The sequence below is a fragment of the Chryseobacterium shigense genome (assembly GCF_900156575.1).
Classification (GTDB): domain Bacteria; phylum Bacteroidota; class Bacteroidia; order Flavobacteriales; family Weeksellaceae; genus Chryseobacterium; species Chryseobacterium shigense.
On record NZ_FTNY01000009.1, the window covers coordinates 59424 to 76775 of the forward strand.

At 39.3% G+C, this 17352-nt stretch carries 15 protein-coding genes and 1 pseudogene; 13 read left to right on the plus strand and 3 right to left on the minus strand.

The window, feature by feature from the left end:
- Positions 1–123: 123 nt before the first annotated feature.
- Complete coding sequence (locus BW964_RS21570; RefSeq protein ID WP_076510556.1) at positions 124–741, plus strand: helix-turn-helix transcriptional regulator; 618 nt, start codon at positions 124–126, stop codon at positions 739–741.
- Positions 742–856: 115 nt separating this feature from the next.
- Here the strand turns inward: BW964_RS21570 and BW964_RS21575 are convergent, their stop codons facing one another.
- Positions 857–1243 carry a hypothetical protein gene (locus BW964_RS21575; RefSeq protein ID WP_076510559.1) on the minus strand — a complete coding sequence of 129 codons (387 nt, stop codon included), beginning with the start codon at positions 1241–1243 and terminating at the stop codon, positions 857–859.
- A 42-nt stretch (positions 1244–1285) separates the two neighbouring features.
- Complete coding sequence (locus BW964_RS21580; protein ID WP_076510563.1) at positions 1286–2665, minus strand: MFS transporter; 1380 nt, start codon at positions 2663–2665, stop codon at positions 1286–1288.
- 74 nt (positions 2666–2739) lie between these two features.
- On the opposite strand from BW964_RS21580, the gene BW964_RS21585 reads away from it, so the two are divergent.
- The 3 genes from BW964_RS21585 (at position 2740) to BW964_RS21595 (ending at position 5027) form a co-directional block, all read left to right on the plus strand.
- Positions 2740–3603, plus strand: a complete 864-nt coding sequence (locus BW964_RS21585; protein WP_076510565.1) for an AraC family transcriptional regulator — start codon at positions 2740–2742, stop codon at positions 3601–3603.
- Positions 3604–3771: 168 nt separating this feature from the next.
- Positions 3772–4266: a MarR family winged helix-turn-helix transcriptional regulator gene (locus BW964_RS21590; protein WP_076510567.1), complete on the plus strand. Its 495-nt coding sequence runs from the start codon at positions 3772–3774 to the stop codon at positions 4264–4266.
- Positions 4263–5027: a hypothetical protein gene (locus BW964_RS21595; RefSeq protein WP_076510568.1), complete on the plus strand. Its 765-nt coding sequence runs from the start codon at positions 4263–4265 to the stop codon at positions 5025–5027. The genes BW964_RS21590 and BW964_RS21595 overlap by 4 nt, the downstream gene beginning before the upstream one ends.
- Before the next feature lie 9 nt (positions 5028–5036).
- Here BW964_RS21595 and BW964_RS21600 read toward each other — a convergent pair whose 3' ends face one another.
- Entirely contained in the window at positions 5037–5663 is a 627-nt protein-coding gene (locus tag BW964_RS21600) for an RNA polymerase sigma factor (protein WP_076510570.1), read from the minus strand.
- A gap of 242 nt (positions 5664–5905) precedes the next feature.
- Here BW964_RS21600 and BW964_RS21605 point away from each other — a divergent pair, with 242 nt between their 5' ends.
- The 9 genes and pseudogenes from BW964_RS21605 to BW964_RS21645 all read left to right on the plus strand — a co-directional run.
- Complete coding sequence (locus tag BW964_RS21605) at positions 5906–6853, plus strand: FecR family protein (RefSeq protein WP_228432122.1); 948 nt, start codon at positions 5906–5908, stop codon at positions 6851–6853.
- 54 nt (positions 6854–6907) lie between these two features.
- Positions 6908–10216, plus strand: coding sequence for a TonB-dependent receptor (locus BW964_RS21610; protein ID WP_076510575.1), 3309 nt, complete (start codon positions 6908–6910; stop codon positions 10214–10216).
- A gap of 33 nt (positions 10217–10249) precedes the next feature.
- Complete coding sequence (locus tag BW964_RS21615) at positions 10250–10459, plus strand: hypothetical protein (RefSeq protein WP_076510577.1); 210 nt, start codon at positions 10250–10252, stop codon at positions 10457–10459.
- Between the two features lie 57 nt (positions 10460–10516).
- On the plus strand, positions 10517–11830 hold the full coding sequence (locus tag BW964_RS21620) for a hypothetical protein (RefSeq protein WP_076510579.1): 1314 nt from the start codon (positions 10517–10519) through the stop codon (positions 11828–11830).
- 74 nt (positions 11831–11904) lie between these two features.
- Positions 11905–12828: a T9SS-dependent choice-of-anchor J family protein gene (locus BW964_RS21625; protein ID WP_076510581.1), complete on the plus strand. Its 924-nt coding sequence runs from the start codon at positions 11905–11907 to the stop codon at positions 12826–12828.
- 212 nt (positions 12829–13040) lie between these two features.
- A complete protein-coding gene (locus BW964_RS21630) occupies positions 13041–13781 on the plus strand; it encodes a hypothetical protein (protein ID WP_228432124.1) in 741 nt (246 codons plus the stop codon).
- A gap of 15 nt (positions 13782–13796) precedes the next feature.
- Positions 13797–15149 carry a S41 family peptidase gene (locus BW964_RS21635; RefSeq protein ID WP_084176111.1) on the plus strand — a complete coding sequence of 451 codons (1353 nt, stop codon included), beginning with the start codon at positions 13797–13799 and terminating at the stop codon, positions 15147–15149.
- An 18-nt stretch (positions 15150–15167) separates the two neighbouring features.
- Positions 15168–15458, plus strand: a complete 291-nt coding sequence (locus BW964_RS21640) for a hypothetical protein (protein WP_076510585.1) — start codon at positions 15168–15170, stop codon at positions 15456–15458.
- A gap of 1253 nt (positions 15459–16711) precedes the next feature.
- Positions 16712–17352 (plus strand): annotated as a pseudogene (locus BW964_RS21645) (T9SS type A sorting domain-containing protein); the annotation flags it as partial.

The following is a 17352-nucleotide window of genomic DNA, read 5'->3' on the forward strand; positions in this document are numbered from 1 at the left end:
TTTTATTTGATCAATGAGATATTCATTAATAATCTGATTACTACTGAATTAATCATTAAAATTGGAAATTATAGAAAATGACTATATTTGTTGTAGGAAATAAAACAACATAAATATTGCCAAATGAAGAAACCGGCAGCAGACCGTATCCTGATGTTTTTAAAGATGAGAGGAGAGGCCACCTCACTTTTGATCGCTAAAGAACTCTCTATTACAAAAGAGGGTGCGCGGAAGCATTTACTGAACCTGGCCGAAGAAGGGCTGATCACATCTGTTTCGAAAAGTGAAGGGGTAGGGCGCCCATCTACCTATTATACCCTTACAGAAAAAGGATTATCCCAGTTTCCGGATTCCCATGCTGATGTCACGGTACAGATTCTGCGCTCTGTAAAAAATCTTCTGGGAGATAATGCATTGGACCTGCTGATCAATGACAGGGAGAAAACAACTTATCAACGGTATGAAAAAGCTTTAGTCAATGCAGAATCACTTGAGCAACGTCTGGACGTATTGGTAAAAGTCCGCAGTGAAGAAGGATACATGGCGGAATGGACGAAAGAAGATGGTGCGTATTTCCTTATCGAAAATCATTGTCCAATCTGTGCCGCTGCCGCAGAATGTCAGGGATTTTGCCGGGCCGAACTATCCAATTTCCAAAACCTCATCGGTAAAGCGTATCAGGTAGAAAGGGTGAATCATATTTTGTCCGGCGGGCAGCGGTGTGTGTATAAAATTACTTAGATAAAGGATAAAAGATAAAAGATAAAAGATAAAAGATAAAAGATCTTGTCGTTAAATATCTGTAAAAAGAATCACACTTTTATTTTTTGAAAAATAGTCATTCCAGGTTCCATGATCATATCCACTTCTCAATGAGGTGCAGCCACAATGCCCTATCCTGATGAATCACAAAGACTGCTGAAGATCGGCGGTGCGTTACCGAATCGCCTGTGGTCTGAATCTCAACATAGGAGGCAAGTCCATGACTTTCTGTAGATTGAACCTCTATATTGTCAAGAACAATACTTCGGTCGGGAAATTGACCATAAGCTCCCGGGAGCCATTCTGAAAATGCAGCTAACGTAATTGTATTATTGTTACCGCTGATCATTTTAAAATCTGAATTAAAACCAGACAGAAGCTTTTTATAAAGACTGTCCTGATCTTCTTTTCCCCGAAACCAGGCTTCGATATCTTTGTGAAATTCCTTAATTTCTTGAATGATTTTTTCGTCGTTATTCATAGGTTTAAATATATAATGTTTTGATTGAATGAGTAGTGAAATTTAGTTTTTGTTGTATTTCACCAGTTTTTTATTGATAAAGATTCCGGCGATCTGAGCCGCTGCTATTAAGAAAACGGCCAGAGCAAAAGCTTTTGGAAACCCAATCATTGATAAAGTACTGAAAAATACAGTTCCGATAATCGTACCCCCGGTTACACTGCCTATTTGTATACTGATGCTGATCAGACCTGAGGCCTGGCCTGCTTTTTCTTTATCAATCAGGCCAATTGTTTTCCGCATCATCACGGGCATGATCACCCCATGACCCAATCCTGCCAAAAACAAACTGATATTCAGGAGTATTGAAGGCTTTTCATCAAGAAAAATGAATAATGAAGTAAGGGTGAATCCAATGATCAAAAGACTCAAACCTATAGAGATCAGAATAGATGAAGACAGCTTTATCCTTGAAACAAGCAGCGGTCCGAGAAAAAAGGCGAGTCCGTACGGAATAATAGCAAGACCTGTTTCTACCGGATTCCAGTGCAAAAACTGCTGCAGATAGTAAGGATAACAGATAAACAGTCCCGATGTAAAATTATAAAAGAAGAAGATGATAAGGCATAGAACAAAGGGAGGCTGCTGCAAAAGACCGGGATCTATCAGTATCGGCTTGTTTTTTTCAAGTGATTGAACTTCATATCTGTAAAATACGATCAATAATAAAATCCCTGCGAAGAGGACCGCAAAAATCCACCAGGCCCAATCGTATTTTCTTCCAAAAATAATGGGGCAAATGATCATCAGCAATGAAGTGATGAGCAGTAACGCCCCTGTAAAATCAATATTTTGTTTTTGTTCCTCCCGGTTATTGTCCATGGTAAAATGAATACCAACGATACAGAGCAGGGTAACAGGGACATTCACCAGAAATACCAGTTCCCAGGAAAAGTTTGTCCAATGAAGATTGAGCAGAAATCCACCCAGCAATTGTCCCGCCACGGAAGCCAGACCGAAAACAGAACTGAATATACTGACGGCTTTCGGTTGCTCGCTGCTGTTAAACAATACCCTGACAGATGCCAGAACCTGAGGAGCCAGAAAAGAAGCACCAATTCCCTGAAACAGCCGGGCAACGATAAGAAAGTTAATATCCGGAGAAAGAGCACAGGCAACCGAGGACAATAAAAAGAGATACAATCCGGCGGTAAATATTCTCTTCCGCCCATAAAGATCTCCTAAACGGCCTCCACAGACCACAAGTGCTGCATAAGTAAGTCCGTAAATCGCAACCACCATCTGGAGCTGATGATCACTTGCATTGAAAGCCTTTTTAAGGGAAGGAAGCGCCATGTTGACAATAAAATAATCCAGTGGGGAAAGAAAAGCTCCGGCAGTAAGATAACCAAGAGCCTGCCATCGTTTAGGATAAATGTTCATGTTTTTTTTTGCAAAATTAACCGTTTATTGTACCTGTAAAATTGTACTTTTGGAGGAAAAATAAGTACCGAAACATGAAGTTGTTACCCGTTGAGCGTATTGTTGTAAAGGAAATCAAGCTTGATAAAGAGGAAATTGATCTTAAAACCAAAACCTTTCTTTCACTCGTTTATGTTATGAATGGGCATGGAACGCTTACCTATGATGAACGGACCATTACTTTTAAAGAATCTAAGCTTTTTATCATTCCCCAAAATCAGCTGTATCAATTTAAAAGTGAGAATGCAGAATTGGTTGTCATACAATGCCCCATCGAATTTATTGATAAAATAAGGCTGGAAGCCGACCGCATAGAAAGTTGCGAAAACCTCCACAAACTGCAGTACATCAGCAATAATTACCATGCACGGGCCGGATGTGTTTTCCGAAATAAAGAGGATGAACGGTTTGCAGAGGTCCTTATTGTACAGATTGCAAGGGAGTATAAAAATAAAACGGAGGATTATCTGATCATCCGAAACTGTATTTCTATTCTATTGAATCTTATGGCCAGAAATATCATTGAAAGTGAAACTTCCGATCTGCAACAAAACAGAAAGGCTTTCTCTGTCATGAAGATCATCACCTATATACAGGAACATATAAAAGATAAAGAAAAGACCAGAATTCATGCAATAGCAGACCATTTCGGGATTTCCAGAAATTATTTCGGGGAATATTTCAAGCAGCATACAGGCATTTCTTACCAGGATTATCTTCTGGACTACCGTCTGAAACTGGTGGAAACTTATCTGAAATACAGCAGTGTCCGGCTCAGTGAAATCGCATATGAGCTTCAGTTCAGTGACGAAAGCCATCTGTCTAAGCTTTTTAAGAAATACAGAAACATGACACCTAAAGAATATAGGAGGAATGCTTTAAATAAATTAAATTCTTAAAATTTTACGGCCTGATTTCAATATTAAGTAAGGATAGAGTTTATTCGTCAGACTTTTTCAACTTCGATTGTACCTGAATAAATTAATCAAAATTTTTTTTAAAATAAATATAATGTTAACTATATAGTTGACTTTATATTTGTAAGTTTGGCATTAAATAAGTAGGAAATGAATCAGGATTTTATTAGAGAATTGGGATATAAAGCATTGGACAGCAGGTTGAAGAGAATAAGCGACCGGATGTCTCATGATGTGAGGAAATTTTACAAAGAAATCAATATTGATATAGAGCCCAACTGGTATCTTGTTTTTATGCTGCTTCAAAAAAATAAAGAAATGGCGATTGTAGATATTGCAGAGCCTTTGGGATATTCCCATCCTTCGGTCGTCGCGATGGTAAAAAAAATGGCGGATAAAGAGTATCTGGTAATTAAAAAACACAGCACAGACAAGCGGAAACAGATGGTCTCACTTACAGAAAAGGCAGTCAAAATGCTTCCGCAGCTGGAGCAGGTCTGGGACAGTTGTGAGAAAGCCATTTTGCAGGTTCTTTCCGATGATCTGGGAATTCTGACTTATCTGGACAGTATAGATACCCGATTGAAAGACGACTCTTTTCATGACAGATTTAAAAAAGAATACTTAAAAACAAAAATTGTATGAGAACACTTATTTTTATTGTAGCTTTTCTTATCTCATGGGCCACAGTTTCTGCGGCAGAGACTAAAATCATGATCAGGGCAAAAGCAAGAGATGCAAAGTTCATAGGAAGTTCTTTGGGAGGAGCCCATATAATTGTCCGAAACAAAATAAACCGACAGATTTTAGCAGAAGGAAACACGACCGGAAGTACAGGAAATACAGATTTGATCATGAAAGGAACTAAAACAAGGACAACTTCTATCACGGATCAACAAACAGCAGGCTTTCTGGCATCAATAGATATTGCTGAGCCCACATTGGTAAACATAGAAGTGATCTCACCTCTTAGCAACAGGCAGGCGCAAGCTACCGTGAGTACTGAGCTCTGGCTGATTCCCGGAAAACATATTCTGGGTGACGGGATCATTTTGGAAATTCCTGGATTTATTATTGATGTATTGAAACCAAGAACCCATCAGTATATTTCTTTGCATTCCATTAAAGGAAAACCTTTTCCGTTTCAGGCTAATATTGTGATGATGTGCGGCTGTATTATTGATAAAAACGGCGTCTGGAATTCCGACGAAATTGAAGTCAAAGGAATCCTTAAAAAAGACGGTCAATATCTTAAAGATGTCACCTTATCGCTGGTCTCTACCAATCTGTTTGAAGGAAGTGACCTGTTAAATACACCCGGAAATTATGAACTTACGGTATATGCTTATCATGAGAAGTCCGGTAACACAGGAGTTGATAAGGTAAATTATGTGGTTTATGAATAGCCGCTCTGTTTAATATTTCGTCAAAAGTTCCATCAGTATCAGGATTGATACCAGTTTTTTAGAAGACTGGTATTCCGGGTTCAGCTGATCCCGTATTTCCCCTAAAGCTTTGCTTAATTTATTACTTACCGTTTTGTTGCTGATGCCCAAAGCTTCTGCCGTTTCATCTACAGACATATTTCTTCTGATTCTCATATCGTATACACTCTGTTCCGTGGTTGGAAGTTGGGAAACCACCTCATCAATCATGGATAACAAAGAAGAGATGTCATTTTCTTCAAGGATTTCAAAATATTCCGTATCAGAGATATCCATTTCTCCGGAAGGATCAAATTCGTCTATACTAATGGTAGACGGTATCTTTTTAGAGCTGTTATAATGATCGATAATCCTGTAATGAAGATATCTTAGCAGATATCCTTTTGCGCTTTCTGATTCGTCCGTCTGGATGGAAGCCGTATCCTCAAGAATTTTGATCCAGAGGTTCTGAAGCAGTTCCTCAGACATCTCTTTATCTCTCGTTCTCATGAAAACAAAACGGTAAAGACTATCCCAATACCGCTCATAAAGCAGCATGAATGCAGGGCGGTCGCCTGATTTTATTTTCTTTAATATCGTAGAGTCTGTTGGTTTCATATTGTTACCGCAAAATTACCTAAAGGAAAATTAACTTTTTATGAACTTTGGGGATCCTAAGATTAATTATTTCTGAAAAATATCCCTTAAATGTGAATCAAATGTTGAGAAAATAGATAAATGGCTTAAAATTATTAACAAGCTGGTTTTAATATGAATACAATATTAAGAACCGCCTGGGGAAGTTTTTCATTTTCACAGTCTTATAGATAGAAGTATCTGTGAATACCATGAAATATTTTATGAAAAGCCAAAAATATAAAAATACTGCCGCCTTCGTTTTTAAGCTCTGGCAGAGGGAAGTTTCCGAAGAAAAAATCTCAGAAAAGGAAGATGAATTATTGAGTCAATGGAAAAACCAGTCAGAAAGGGATCTTGATGAGATCCATATGAAAGAATCTAAAGAAAGAGTCTTGTCTGCGGTGGAACTTTATTTTATCAAGCCGGTAAAAACGACCCCGATCTATCCATTAAAAAAATATGCTTATACCGTTGCCGCTGCCGTGATACTTCTGTTATCAGTTGGAGGAATCCTTACCTATACTACTTTCTTTAAGCCGGATACTTACACAGCAGAAAACGGAAACCGAAAAGTCCATCTGGCAGACGGTTCTGTAATTACCTTACTGAAAGGGGCAGAACTTACGGTAGACCAGTCATTCCCTGCTTCCACGAGAATTGTGGATTTAAAAGGAGATGCCATTTTTTCCGTGGCAAAATCAAAAATTCATCCATTTATAGTACGTGCAGACGGTTTCAGTACCAAAGTATTGGGAACTGTTTTTAAAATCTCCCAGTCCGGGAAAGATAAGTCTGTACAGCTTTACGAAGGAAAAGTGGCTGTATCCTCAGCAGGAACAGAAGTTTCTTATCTGAAGCCTAATCAGAAGTGGACCAATTTCGGAATAGCCCATACGGCAGCAGTTCTGTCACTCACTCCGGAAAATAAATCAGGGAAACAGAAATCTGAACTGGTCTCATTAAGCTTCAACGATGTTTCATTCAGAGAAGTAGCAGAGGTAATGCAGGTGAATTACAATATCAAGATTGTATATCCCAAAGAAACAGCTGAGAAGAAAATCACAGCCGACTTTACCGGAGGTACAGCCGATGAAAATATGGAAGCACTCGCATTTATACTTGGGCTGGAAGTGCATAAAGAAGATCATAGCTACATCCTGAAAAAATAGAATCACCTACAGAATAACACTAAAAAACTTTTAATCAAAAGAGAAATTGAACATATGAAAAGATTGAAATGTGGTCTTACCGTTGCAGCAGTATTTTTTACGGTAGCAGCAGAAGCACAGGAACTGGTCCAGAAAGTATCATTCGCTGTCCCGGCAAGCAGACCTCTCATTGAGGTGCTGGAAGATTTTGCAGGAAAAACGGGAATGCGGCTGGCTTATTCTAAAATGGATCTTAAAGAACTTAAGGTGAAAGGGGTAAAGTGTGAAAATACATCTGTGAATAGCTGTCTCAAAGATATTACCAATGGACTTCCGGTGGCATTTCGTCTCCGTGGCGATCTGATTTCAATAAAATATGAAGGAAACAGTATCTCTGTAACGGGAGACGGAAAAATTTCAGGAAAGATCGTGGATGAAATAGGAAATCCTGTAGCCGGAGCAGAAGTGACGGTTGCGAGAAAAACCGTCCTGACCGATAACAATGGTGATTTTGTGGTCGATCTTCCTGCAGGAATATATACGCTTACCGTAAAAGCTTCAAAATACAGTCCGGTACGCGTAGAAAAGCTGTCTGTCAATACTAATGAAACCAATAGAGTCTCATTTGCTTTGAAGCAGGCATCGGATAAGATAACGGATATTAAAGAAGTCGTTCTTACGGCCACCCGAAAAGCAGATACTCAGGCAGGACTTTTGGCCCAGCAGAAAAAAGCGGCTCAGATGAGTGACGGAATCTCTGCCGAACAGATCGCAAAAACGCCTGATAATGACGTTGGAGGAACATTGAAAAGAGTAACGGGAATCACGACGATCGACAACAAATATGTAGTGGTACGTTCCATGGGAGAACGCTGGAATACAGCCGCAATGGACGGGATCAACCTTCCAAGTACTGAGGCTTATAATCAGAACTTTTCATTTGACATTATCCCTACCTCAATGGTTGAAAGCATTGTGGTGAGTAAGACCGCAACACCGGATATGAATGCCAGTTTTGCAGGCGGTTATGTAGAAGTAAGAACTAAAGATATTCCTAATGAAAATTTTACCACGGTAAGCATGGGAACTTCCTATAATGATCAGTCGGCATTCAAAGAATTTCTGACGCGAAAGCAGGGAAAATATGATTATTTCGGATATGATGACGGTACAAGAGATTTTCCTAAAGGCCTTGAACCAACAGACTGGAACAATCCCTTATTTTTTGAACAGTCGAAAAGATTTACCAATGACAATTTCAGCACTTTCAAAACAAAAGCGGATATGGGATCTAATCTGCAGTTGGCGCTGGGAAGAACCTTTGCCCTTAAAAATAACAACAAGTGGGGATTTGCAGGAGCGTTTACGGTAAGAAACGAACAGACTACACTGGATATCGACCACACAGGGAGGGGAAACTGGCTGGATACCACAGCACCTTATGATCCTAATTGGCAGGCGAATGGAACGGATCCTATTGTATTTTACAATTTTAAAAACAAAGGTGCTTCCTATAATTATAATTCCACACTGGCGGGAATGTTGAATTTCGGATTACAGCTGGGGAAAAACAGAATTTCATTCCGTAATTCATATACCCATATCTATGATAATACACTGACAAGGGTGACGGGCTGGAATGAATATACAGGAGGAAGCGGAATGGCCGCCAATGCGGAAGCATCCTATAATTATTTCTACAACGGAGTTATTCCCAATAATGATCCTGCACAGATCAAGGCTTTGGACAAACCATATACCGATAATACCAATTATCCTATTTACCAGACGCTTTTGCAGAACAAACTGGAGGGAAATCATAAAATAAGAAATGTTGACATCAACTGGTTTGCTGCAAGGACAGGCGTGAAATCTGACACGAAAGACTACACGCAGTATCTGAGCCAATATGATTTCGTGGGAAGTGAGATTCTTACGTATCATATGGTCTACAATTCAGCATCTAATTTTTACAGGGGATATATCGCGAATAAAGAAACGGATTATAACTACGGAACTTCCCTGAAATGGAATATTGACACAGGGAATTTTAAGACAGACATTAAAGCAGGCTACGCCGGTGTGATAAAGAATAATACCAATCAACAGCAGAAATTTTTTCTTAGGGTGGATGAAAACAGGGATGTTCCCAGCAGTGAAAAAGGATTTATGTCGTTATATGGTTCTTTAAACCAATGGTTTGATGGGTCTAAGTATGTTCCTGGAGGAATAGGCTGGCAAACAAAACCAATGTACAAAAATGACAAGTATGAAGGGAAGGTGACCCAAAATGCATTTTACGTCATGTTTGACAACCGATGGAAGAATCAATTCAGGTTGGTATGGGGAGTGAGAGCGGAGTATTTTAAGTATGACCTGATCTCCCAGCAAATGGATGATTCGGATAATCAGACGGTTAAAAAAGCACCTATTGATGATAAGGCATGGCAGTGGATGCCTTCCGTTAATTTCACGTACAGCCCTACGAATAAGATCAATGTAAGACTGGCTTATAATAAAACCGTTATTCGTCCTCAATTCAACGAAAGAACCGGGCTTCCTTACTTTGATCCGGTAGCTAATGGATTGATTTACAATACAGAAATGACCTCGTCGGTCGTCAATAATTATGATTTTAAATTGGAATGGTTTCCCGGCCTGGGTGAAATATTCTCTGCCGGATTGTATTATAAAGATATCGACAGACCTATTGAGCGGGAAGGCCGTCTTTCCAACGAAGGAAATCTCTTTCTGTACAATGGAAATTCTAAAAATGCAAAGCTGAAAGGATTAGAAGTGGAAGTACGGAAAAACCTCGGGTTTATTGCGGATGGGGCCTTGCTGGAAAAACTTTTTGTAAGCGGAAATTTCACCTACAATACAACGAAGGTAATCGCTTTTAAAGATCAATACAAAACAGGGGAGGATAGTGAGACCTATGAAGTGGAAAGGCCGCTATATGGACAGACTCCTTATGCCTACAACTTAGGCCTTACCTTTGACGGAAGCCGCCTGGGAGCCAGTTTTTTATACAATGCCAAAGGTGATCAGTACATCACGGTAGGTTACGACTATAACGGAGAAGAGATACAGCGTCCCTACGCCGTTGCAGATGCCCAGATTTCCTATAAATTCTTAAGAAACAGAAACCTCGAAGTTAAATTCAATGTAAGAAACCTTTTCAACAGGGTGAAAGAGTTTTATAACAATTTCAATTCCTATTCCGTACCCAACGGATCGGGAGGAAGCACCATATCAACCGACCGTGAGGCGTGGCAGCTTCTTCCGGGCGCTACGGACAAATATGACAAAAATATTGATAAGATCACATTCCGGGCCTACAGCGGAAGGATATTCGGGGTCAGTGTGAACTACACGTTTTAAAAGATTATAAAAAACAGAATAAAGAGCTCATTAATGCCATGTACAGGTTTCGGAAACCTGAGTACAGACCGGATCAATACTGATGATGCGCACAGCAGTACCGGATCAGATCAAAAGCCGGCCGCTGTTGTTTTTTCCCGGACAGCAGCGGAAAACCAGGGAACCCCGGCAGGACAGCCCCTCCTGAAATGCAGGGTGATGCTCACAACCAAATCGCAGGAATATAGAGGCGGATGTTCCTAAATATTAAAAAATCCGGCCATAAAAATAATATGACCGGGTCTGCTAAAAATTATAACAATGAAAAAACTAACTTTAATTGCTGTTGCAGCATTATCTCTTACTGCTTGTCAAAACGATAGCCTTGCAGATTCTTCTACTCCGTTTGAAATGAAGTCTGCTTCTGCTGAGTATATCACAGCTTCTTCTCTTCCTGTAACTACTGTAAGCGGTGATATCACTTCCAATACAACATGGAGTGGTGTTGTAGAACTTAATGGTATCGTAACGGTGAAGAATGGGGCTACATTGACTATTCAGCCGGGAACTTTCATTAAAGCAAAACCAAACACATCCAATACGGCTACAGGAGTTTTAGTGATCTCTAAAACAGGTAAAATCAATGCTACCGGTACAGAATCTCAGCCGATTATTTTTACAAGTTATAAACTGTTAGACGGAGATGAGAATACAACGGCTGCTCCCGGAGATTTCGGTGGTGTGATTATTTTAGGTGATGCACCTGCCAACACGCCTGATACAAAGACAATTGAAGGATTAACAGGTTCTGATTTTTATTACGGAGGTTCCAATGCAGCTCACAACGGAGGTACATTGAAATATGTTCGTATTGAATTTGCAGGATTCGATCTTTTAGCACCAAACTCAGGAAACGAGATCAACGGTCTTACTTTAGGAGGAGTTGGAAACGGGACTACTTTAGACCACATCCAGGTTTCTTACGGTAAAGATGACTCTTTCGAATTCTTCGGAGGTACAGTAAATGCTTCTAACCTTGTTTCTTTTGCTGCGGATGATGATAACTTTGACTTTGATAACGGATACACAGGAACCATTACCAATGCTCTTGCTTTAGCAGATACTAACTCTACACACAGTTTAAGCGGTGGTGTTTCTGATACCAACGGTATTGAGCTGGATAATAACGCAACGGGTACTGCTACACTGCTGATCACCAATCCTGTCATCAACAATCTGACCATTATAGGATCACGTACGAATGTGTTGTATACTTCATCAACTCCTTCAGGATCTTTTTATGAAAACGGTATTCACATCAGAAGAAACGGAAAATTAACGTTGAATAACGCCGTAGTGACAGGATATCCTGTTGGAATCAAAGTGGAAGGTACAGGTTCTGAACTTACTTCAGCGTCTAACTTAAGCTCAATTCAGGTACACGGATTTGCGACTTCTGTTACAGGTACAGGTACATCAGGAATTCCTGCTGCCAACCTATTGACAGGAACTACCGCTTCATCCTGGGGGATGAGCCAGCCGTTCTTCAACGAAGGACCATGGAACGTATCTCCTAGAAATGGTGGAAACTTCCAGGGAGCATGGACAAAATATGACTTCTCTATTCAGGAATAAAACCTTAAATGCAGGGGAAGCTTCCCATGTCTTTCCCTGCTTTTATTTTTTCTAAATCTCTAATAATCTGTATTATGAAAAAACTATTTTTATTATCTATTGTATTGGTATCGCAGGCTGCAGCAGCGCAGTTTCAGGTATGGAGCAATTCTTTTGATACTCCTGCTGATCTTCAGGGATGGACGACTTATGACCTCAACAACAACGGAAACGGATGGGTACAGGGACAAAATATCTACTTCAACGGTACTGCCCTTACGTATGGTACTTCGGGAACACTGCGTTATTCAGTAAGCCTGGTTCCTACAGGTAACGCCCCAAGCTTTGGTACGGAAAACGACTGGATCATTTCTCCGCAGATCAACCTGGAAGGAGCAGCCGGAACCATAAGCCTGGCAGCCTATATCGGAAGACAGAGAACCACACACCTTAATTTCGGACGTGATTTGTTTATTTATGTAAGCACCCCTCAGAAGCCTGTTCCTACCATAGCCGATTTTCAGGCAATGACCGTGGACGGAAGTGGAAATGATGTTGTAAGTCCCTACAGAATTATAGCCGGAACGCTTAGCAATCCTTTCCCGAGCGATCTTACTCAGTTTAAGGAAAATCTTATTGACATTTCTGCTTTTGCCGGTAAAAAAATCTATATCGGACTGTGGTCTAACCGAAAATCGACCGGAAACAATCTGCAGAATATTAACATTGATGAAATGGCGATCTATGCTTCAACATTTTTGGGAACAAAGGATGTGAAGAAGAAAGAAAACCTAACTAAAATAACAGAAAATCCGGTCAAGGAATTCCTTCAGCTTCAACTGAATCCAGGTTTTAATGAAAATAAAACGGAGGTGATTATTTATAATACGGCCGCACAGAAAGTACTTTCCGTGTCATACAGCAGATCTGTGAATGTAGCTTCATTAGAGGCAGGAATGTATATCGCAGAAGTTTCTGACGGAAAAATAACGGAAAGACTGAAATTTATTAAAAAGTAAGCAATCAGTTACTGATTCACAAGCCTACAGAAAATTCTGCAGGAATTAACCATGAAAAATTTAATTGATCAAAACCTATTTGCTGCTTCCCCGCAGAGAATTTTTGATCATCAACATATCCAACTTAGTTTTTTTATAATTATTCTATTGTCCCGCTATCCAAGGGCGGGACAATATTTCTAAGTTAGATTTTATAATTTAAAATAATATAAATGAATAAGTTCATTGCCCTTTTATCTTTTATGCTATTGGTTTCCTGTGCAGACAGCAGCGTTATGCAGCCATTTGACAAATCGCAGAAACCCGCCGAAGTTACCATCAAAGGATATTCAAAGCCGGACATTATCCAGCTAAGACTGAACGGAACTCCGGTATCCATCAACGGAAATACTTCTTATACCAATAAAATAGAAACCCAGCTTAATTTTGTTCTGGATGAAGGCGAAACAGACAGGCTCGCGATCTATAATAATGAAACGGGTGCTGAGGTAGCCCATTATAATATTACCTACGACAATATCAATGACTACAAGACCCTGAATTTCTTCAATCTTCCTGGGATCTTTCTTCAGGCCTCTGCGGTAAAACCACAGGTTAATCTGGGAAAAGTGGGATTTGAATTTATTTTCCCGAATCTTGGCGAATATTCCGGGACCAAACTATCCGGTTTGAAAGGAGTTCTGAAAAGAGAAAATGGAGTAGTACTCGCAGAATTTGACCATATTGGAAAGAAAAACTTTACGGAGGTTAAAATATATAACTATTTCAGTAATACAGTCCCGGTTTATCTGGAATTGTATCAACCCGGCACTTCCACTCCTTATACCGGATCTGAAATCATTAAAGTAAAAATAAAACAGGACATGGGAGCCAATCTGATCGTTCTTCAGGAAAGAATGGAAAATGGAGCGCTCACCGTGAAAGGAGAAATCGATGTAGCAGATTATCTGTAATACAAGTCAGCGTTTATGAAGAGATATTTTAATTTTCAGTTACTCCTGCTCTTGGCAGTCTCCCTCTTTATGGGATCATGTAACCCTAATGATGATGAGGGCGGTCCCGTTTTTCCGGAAGGAAGCACAGAATCTGTTAACCTTTGGGTACAAGACAGTATGAGGCGATACTATTACTGGGCAGATCAGATGCCTGCGAAACCGGATTACCATCTTCCGGTGAAAGATTTTTTTAAAAGTCTGCTGTCTGCTCAGGACCGTTTTTCATTTGCTGTGGATACTCAGGATCCCTCTTCCTATCCGCGTTCTGTCCGGAATAGGTATGGTTTCGATTATGCCGTGATCCAACTGGCTAACGGAGATGTTGTCACGACCGTGAAACTCGTGATGAAAAATTCTCCTGCTTTCAATTCTGGCCTGCAGAGAGGAATGATGATTACAAAGATGAATGGCAAAGCTATTACGGCAGCTAATGCAGAAGCATTAACGTCATCGATTAAAGATCAGACGGTCATCGAACTTACGGTAGGAAACTGGAAAAACGGATCTGTGGCGGATGAAAAGAACATTACCGTGTATTATGGGTATTCGTTTGAGCAGCCTTTGGAATCCAAAATATTTGAAAAAAACGGTAAAAAAATAGGTTATCTCTATATCTATGATTTTCCGGATGGAATGACGCCTGCTCTCAATCAGAAATTTGCTGCATTCAAAGCGGCCGGAGTACAGCAATTGATTCTGGATCTCCGCTATAATTACGGAGGTTCGGTATCATCAGCTGCAGCGCTCTGTTCATTGATTCCTTCTGGAATTACAGCTTCTTCTCCCTTTATTGTATACAAAGGAAATAAAAACGGAGGAGAAGTAAAACGGACCTTTGCACAACAGATCAGCTATGATCCTAATGCCCTTGAATTTAGTTTATTGCAGACTAATGCTCTGGATCTTAATAAAGTATACGTTCTCACTTCCAACAGCACAGCATCTGCTTCGGAAATCGTGATCAATAACCTTAAACCTTATCTGCAGGTCGTTCAGGTAGGAGAGGTGACGCTCGGTAAAGATATGGCCGGATTTCTTGTGGAAGATAAAAGAAAACCCAAAAAGATCTCATGGCAGCTTCATCCTGTTATATATAAAGTTTTTAACGCGAATGGGGAAGGAGCCTACAGCAATGGAATCTCTCCACAGATTGCAGCCAGTGAATATACAACACTGCCACTGCTTCCGTTAGGAGATTCGGAAGAATCCCTGATTTCATCAGCCGTGAATAATATTTATTCTAAATCAGCGAGTAAAAATGATTGGGAACCGGGCGTAAGGGTTTTATTTCAGAGCGATGCACCTTCTGCCGCCATCGGAAAGTGATTTTCTTTTTAAACTTTAATGCATAAACCAACAGCCATGCAGGGAATAGAACCTAAATTTCACAGCAGCCTTACAGACCGGATGGACTATTACCGCGTTCTGCTGAAAAAGACAGCCATAGATTCTGATATTCAGCCTTCTGATATGATTTCGAGAATCTCGGAATTAGGCAAGTTATATGAAGATTATCTGGCCAATAAGAAGCAACTGGAAAAAAGTATTAAAAATTACCGGCAATATCATAACGATCTGCGTAAACAGCTGACTTTGCGGGTACGGGAGCTAAGAAGAAAAACGAGACAGAAATAGTATGGGTACCCATAAAATCTGAGATATTTGTAGAAAATATATTGTTGGTCACAAAAAGAGCATTTTTTTGTAAATCACAAAAGAGTGTTGATCATTATTTGCTCAAGCAGATTTAGGTGATGGAACCAATTCTCATATCATATTTTTTTTAACCGTTAAGATAAATGAAGGAGGTAAGCTTCGTTAAGAAAAAATCAAATGATTTTTTTAAGCTGTATATCTTAAAGCAAACCTGGGCCCTTGAAATTTAAACTACACAAGTTTTTATGTTCTGAAAACAATAAGGGCAGATAAGTTGAAAATCAAAGATTTTCATAGTCCTTAAGTGTACTTCTAAAACGCAATGTATTAATCTCAAAAATAACTTAAGTGCTGAATGAACTTTTGTGGTTTATATTTTTTTATCTCTCGAAGATTTCTCTGATAATACAATCTCATTCATCTTTTTTTAAAACATTAGGATAAATGAAGGAGGTAAGGTTTGTTAAGAGAAAAATCAAATAATTTTTTAAGTTGCATGTTGTAAAGCGAAGCTAAACACTTACTATTTTTTTAAAACTTAACTGAATCTTAATGGTTTGAGTTTCTCCTCTCGCAGATAACGCGGATCAAACAAAACAGATGAGCAAAAGTAAAGGTTTTCATCATCTCCATCATCTGCATGATATTTTAAAGGTGGATGATCTGTATTCATTTCCTTCATCAGAATCAATGAAATTGATTTCACCCTCGCTTCCCTTTGTATAAGATGTTCATTTTATTAACGTTAAGTCAATTATCTACATTATATCGGTTCAATACTCTGTAACAGTTTCCCTTTTTTTAAGGGAAAGAGTTTGCTATATCCATAATCGGATATTGAGGGTCACTTTTCAGTCCTGTTTATACTTTTGGATTTAAATCTGTTCCATCCTAAAAGTTCTTAATTAGGTAAATTATTGCGCTTTTTAATGAAAATAATTCTTTGCAAAAATCGCTTTTAAAGTATGTTTTTTGTTTATGATTCCAGGATGAAAATAAATATTATATTGGCCTCTTAAAATCAAATTAAATGAAAAAAAATAATACGACCTGATTTGTCGTCTACCGATTATATCTTTGTTATAGCAATACTTAACAGTACTTAAAAACACACCCGCAAGTGAGAAAAATACTATTAAATCTCATTAAAGAGACATTGCAGGAGTGTTAAAAATCGTTAAATTTGCGCTGTAATTTTATAAAAACTAACATTAACTCAAATACACAAATAGATGAAGAAATTCTACTCTGGTGCATTGACCTTATGCACTATTCTTGGACTGTCTGCTCAAGAAGTATTGTGGCAAAAAGATATCACATCCTCCACGCAGGATTTCTTAAGCCAGGTTACCACAACCATTGATCAGCAGTATCTTATTTCTGGAAGCAGTATTCAAAGCGATAAGCTGAAGGCTGGGAGCAGTAAACAGAATAGTGGGTATGATTTTCACCTCATTAAACTCAATCAGCAAGGCGAACAGGCCTGGGAGAAATATTTCTCCGGAGCTAATCATGACTATTTATCGGCAACCGTTACTACGCAGGACGGAGGTTTTCTAGTCTCCGGCACTTCATATTCCGGGAAAGGCTTGGATAAAAAAGAAGATTCCAAAGGCGGATCTGACATTTGGTTGATCAGGCTCAATGAATTCGGCGATGAATTGTGGCAGAAAACATTGGGAGGTTCTTCTGATGAGGAGGCCAGAGCTGTTATTCAAACCACAGATCTTGGATTTTTTGTAGCTGGAAATGTTCAGAATTCAGCCAAAGGTTATGGTTCAAAAGATGTTTGGATTTCAAGACTGGACAAAAACGGTAAAGTTCTTTCCGAAACTGTTCTGGGTGGAAAAGGCCTTGATGAAGTCGAGAAAAT

Bases quoted from the DNA above. Each gene is read 5' to 3' on its own strand.
- BW964_RS21640 (WP_076510585.1), top strand. From the start codon at position 15,168: ATGCATAAACCAACAGCCATGCAGGGAATAGAACCTAAATTTCACAGC.
- BW964_RS21605 (WP_228432122.1), top strand. From the start codon at position 5,906: ATGAAAAGCCAAAAATATAAAAATACTGCCGCCTTCGTTTTTAAGCTC.
- BW964_RS21625 (WP_076510581.1), top strand. From the start codon at position 11,905: ATGAAAAAACTATTTTTATTATCTATTGTATTGGTATCGCAGGCTGCA.
- BW964_RS21585 (WP_076510565.1), top strand. From the start codon at position 2,740: ATGAAGTTGTTACCCGTTGAGCGTATTGTTGTAAAGGAAATCAAGCTT.
- BW964_RS21600 (WP_076510570.1), bottom strand. From the start codon at position 5,663: ATGAAACCAACAGACTCTACGATATTAAAGAAAATAAAATCAGGCGAC.
- BW964_RS21595 (WP_076510568.1), top strand. From the start codon at position 4,263: ATGAGAACACTTATTTTTATTGTAGCTTTTCTTATCTCATGGGCCACA.
- BW964_RS21570 (WP_076510556.1), top strand. From the start codon at position 124: ATGAAGAAACCGGCAGCAGACCGTATCCTGATGTTTTTAAAGATGAGA.
- BW964_RS21580 (WP_076510563.1), bottom strand. From the start codon at position 2,665: ATGAACATTTATCCTAAACGATGGCAGGCTCTTGGTTATCTTACTGCC.
- BW964_RS21620 (WP_076510579.1), top strand. From the start codon at position 10,517: ATGAAAAAACTAACTTTAATTGCTGTTGCAGCATTATCTCTTACTGCT.
- BW964_RS21615 (WP_076510577.1), top strand. From the start codon at position 10,250: ATGCCATGTACAGGTTTCGGAAACCTGAGTACAGACCGGATCAATACT.
- BW964_RS21635 (WP_084176111.1), top strand. From the start codon at position 13,797: ATGAAGAGATATTTTAATTTTCAGTTACTCCTGCTCTTGGCAGTCTCC.
- BW964_RS21630 (WP_228432124.1), top strand. From the start codon at position 13,041: ATGAATAAGTTCATTGCCCTTTTATCTTTTATGCTATTGGTTTCCTGT.
- BW964_RS21590 (WP_076510567.1), top strand. From the start codon at position 3,772: ATGAATCAGGATTTTATTAGAGAATTGGGATATAAAGCATTGGACAGC.
- BW964_RS21575 (WP_076510559.1), bottom strand. From the start codon at position 1,243: ATGAATAACGACGAAAAAATCATTCAAGAAATTAAGGAATTTCACAAA.
- BW964_RS21610 (WP_076510575.1), top strand. From the start codon at position 6,908: ATGAAAAGATTGAAATGTGGTCTTACCGTTGCAGCAGTATTTTTTACG.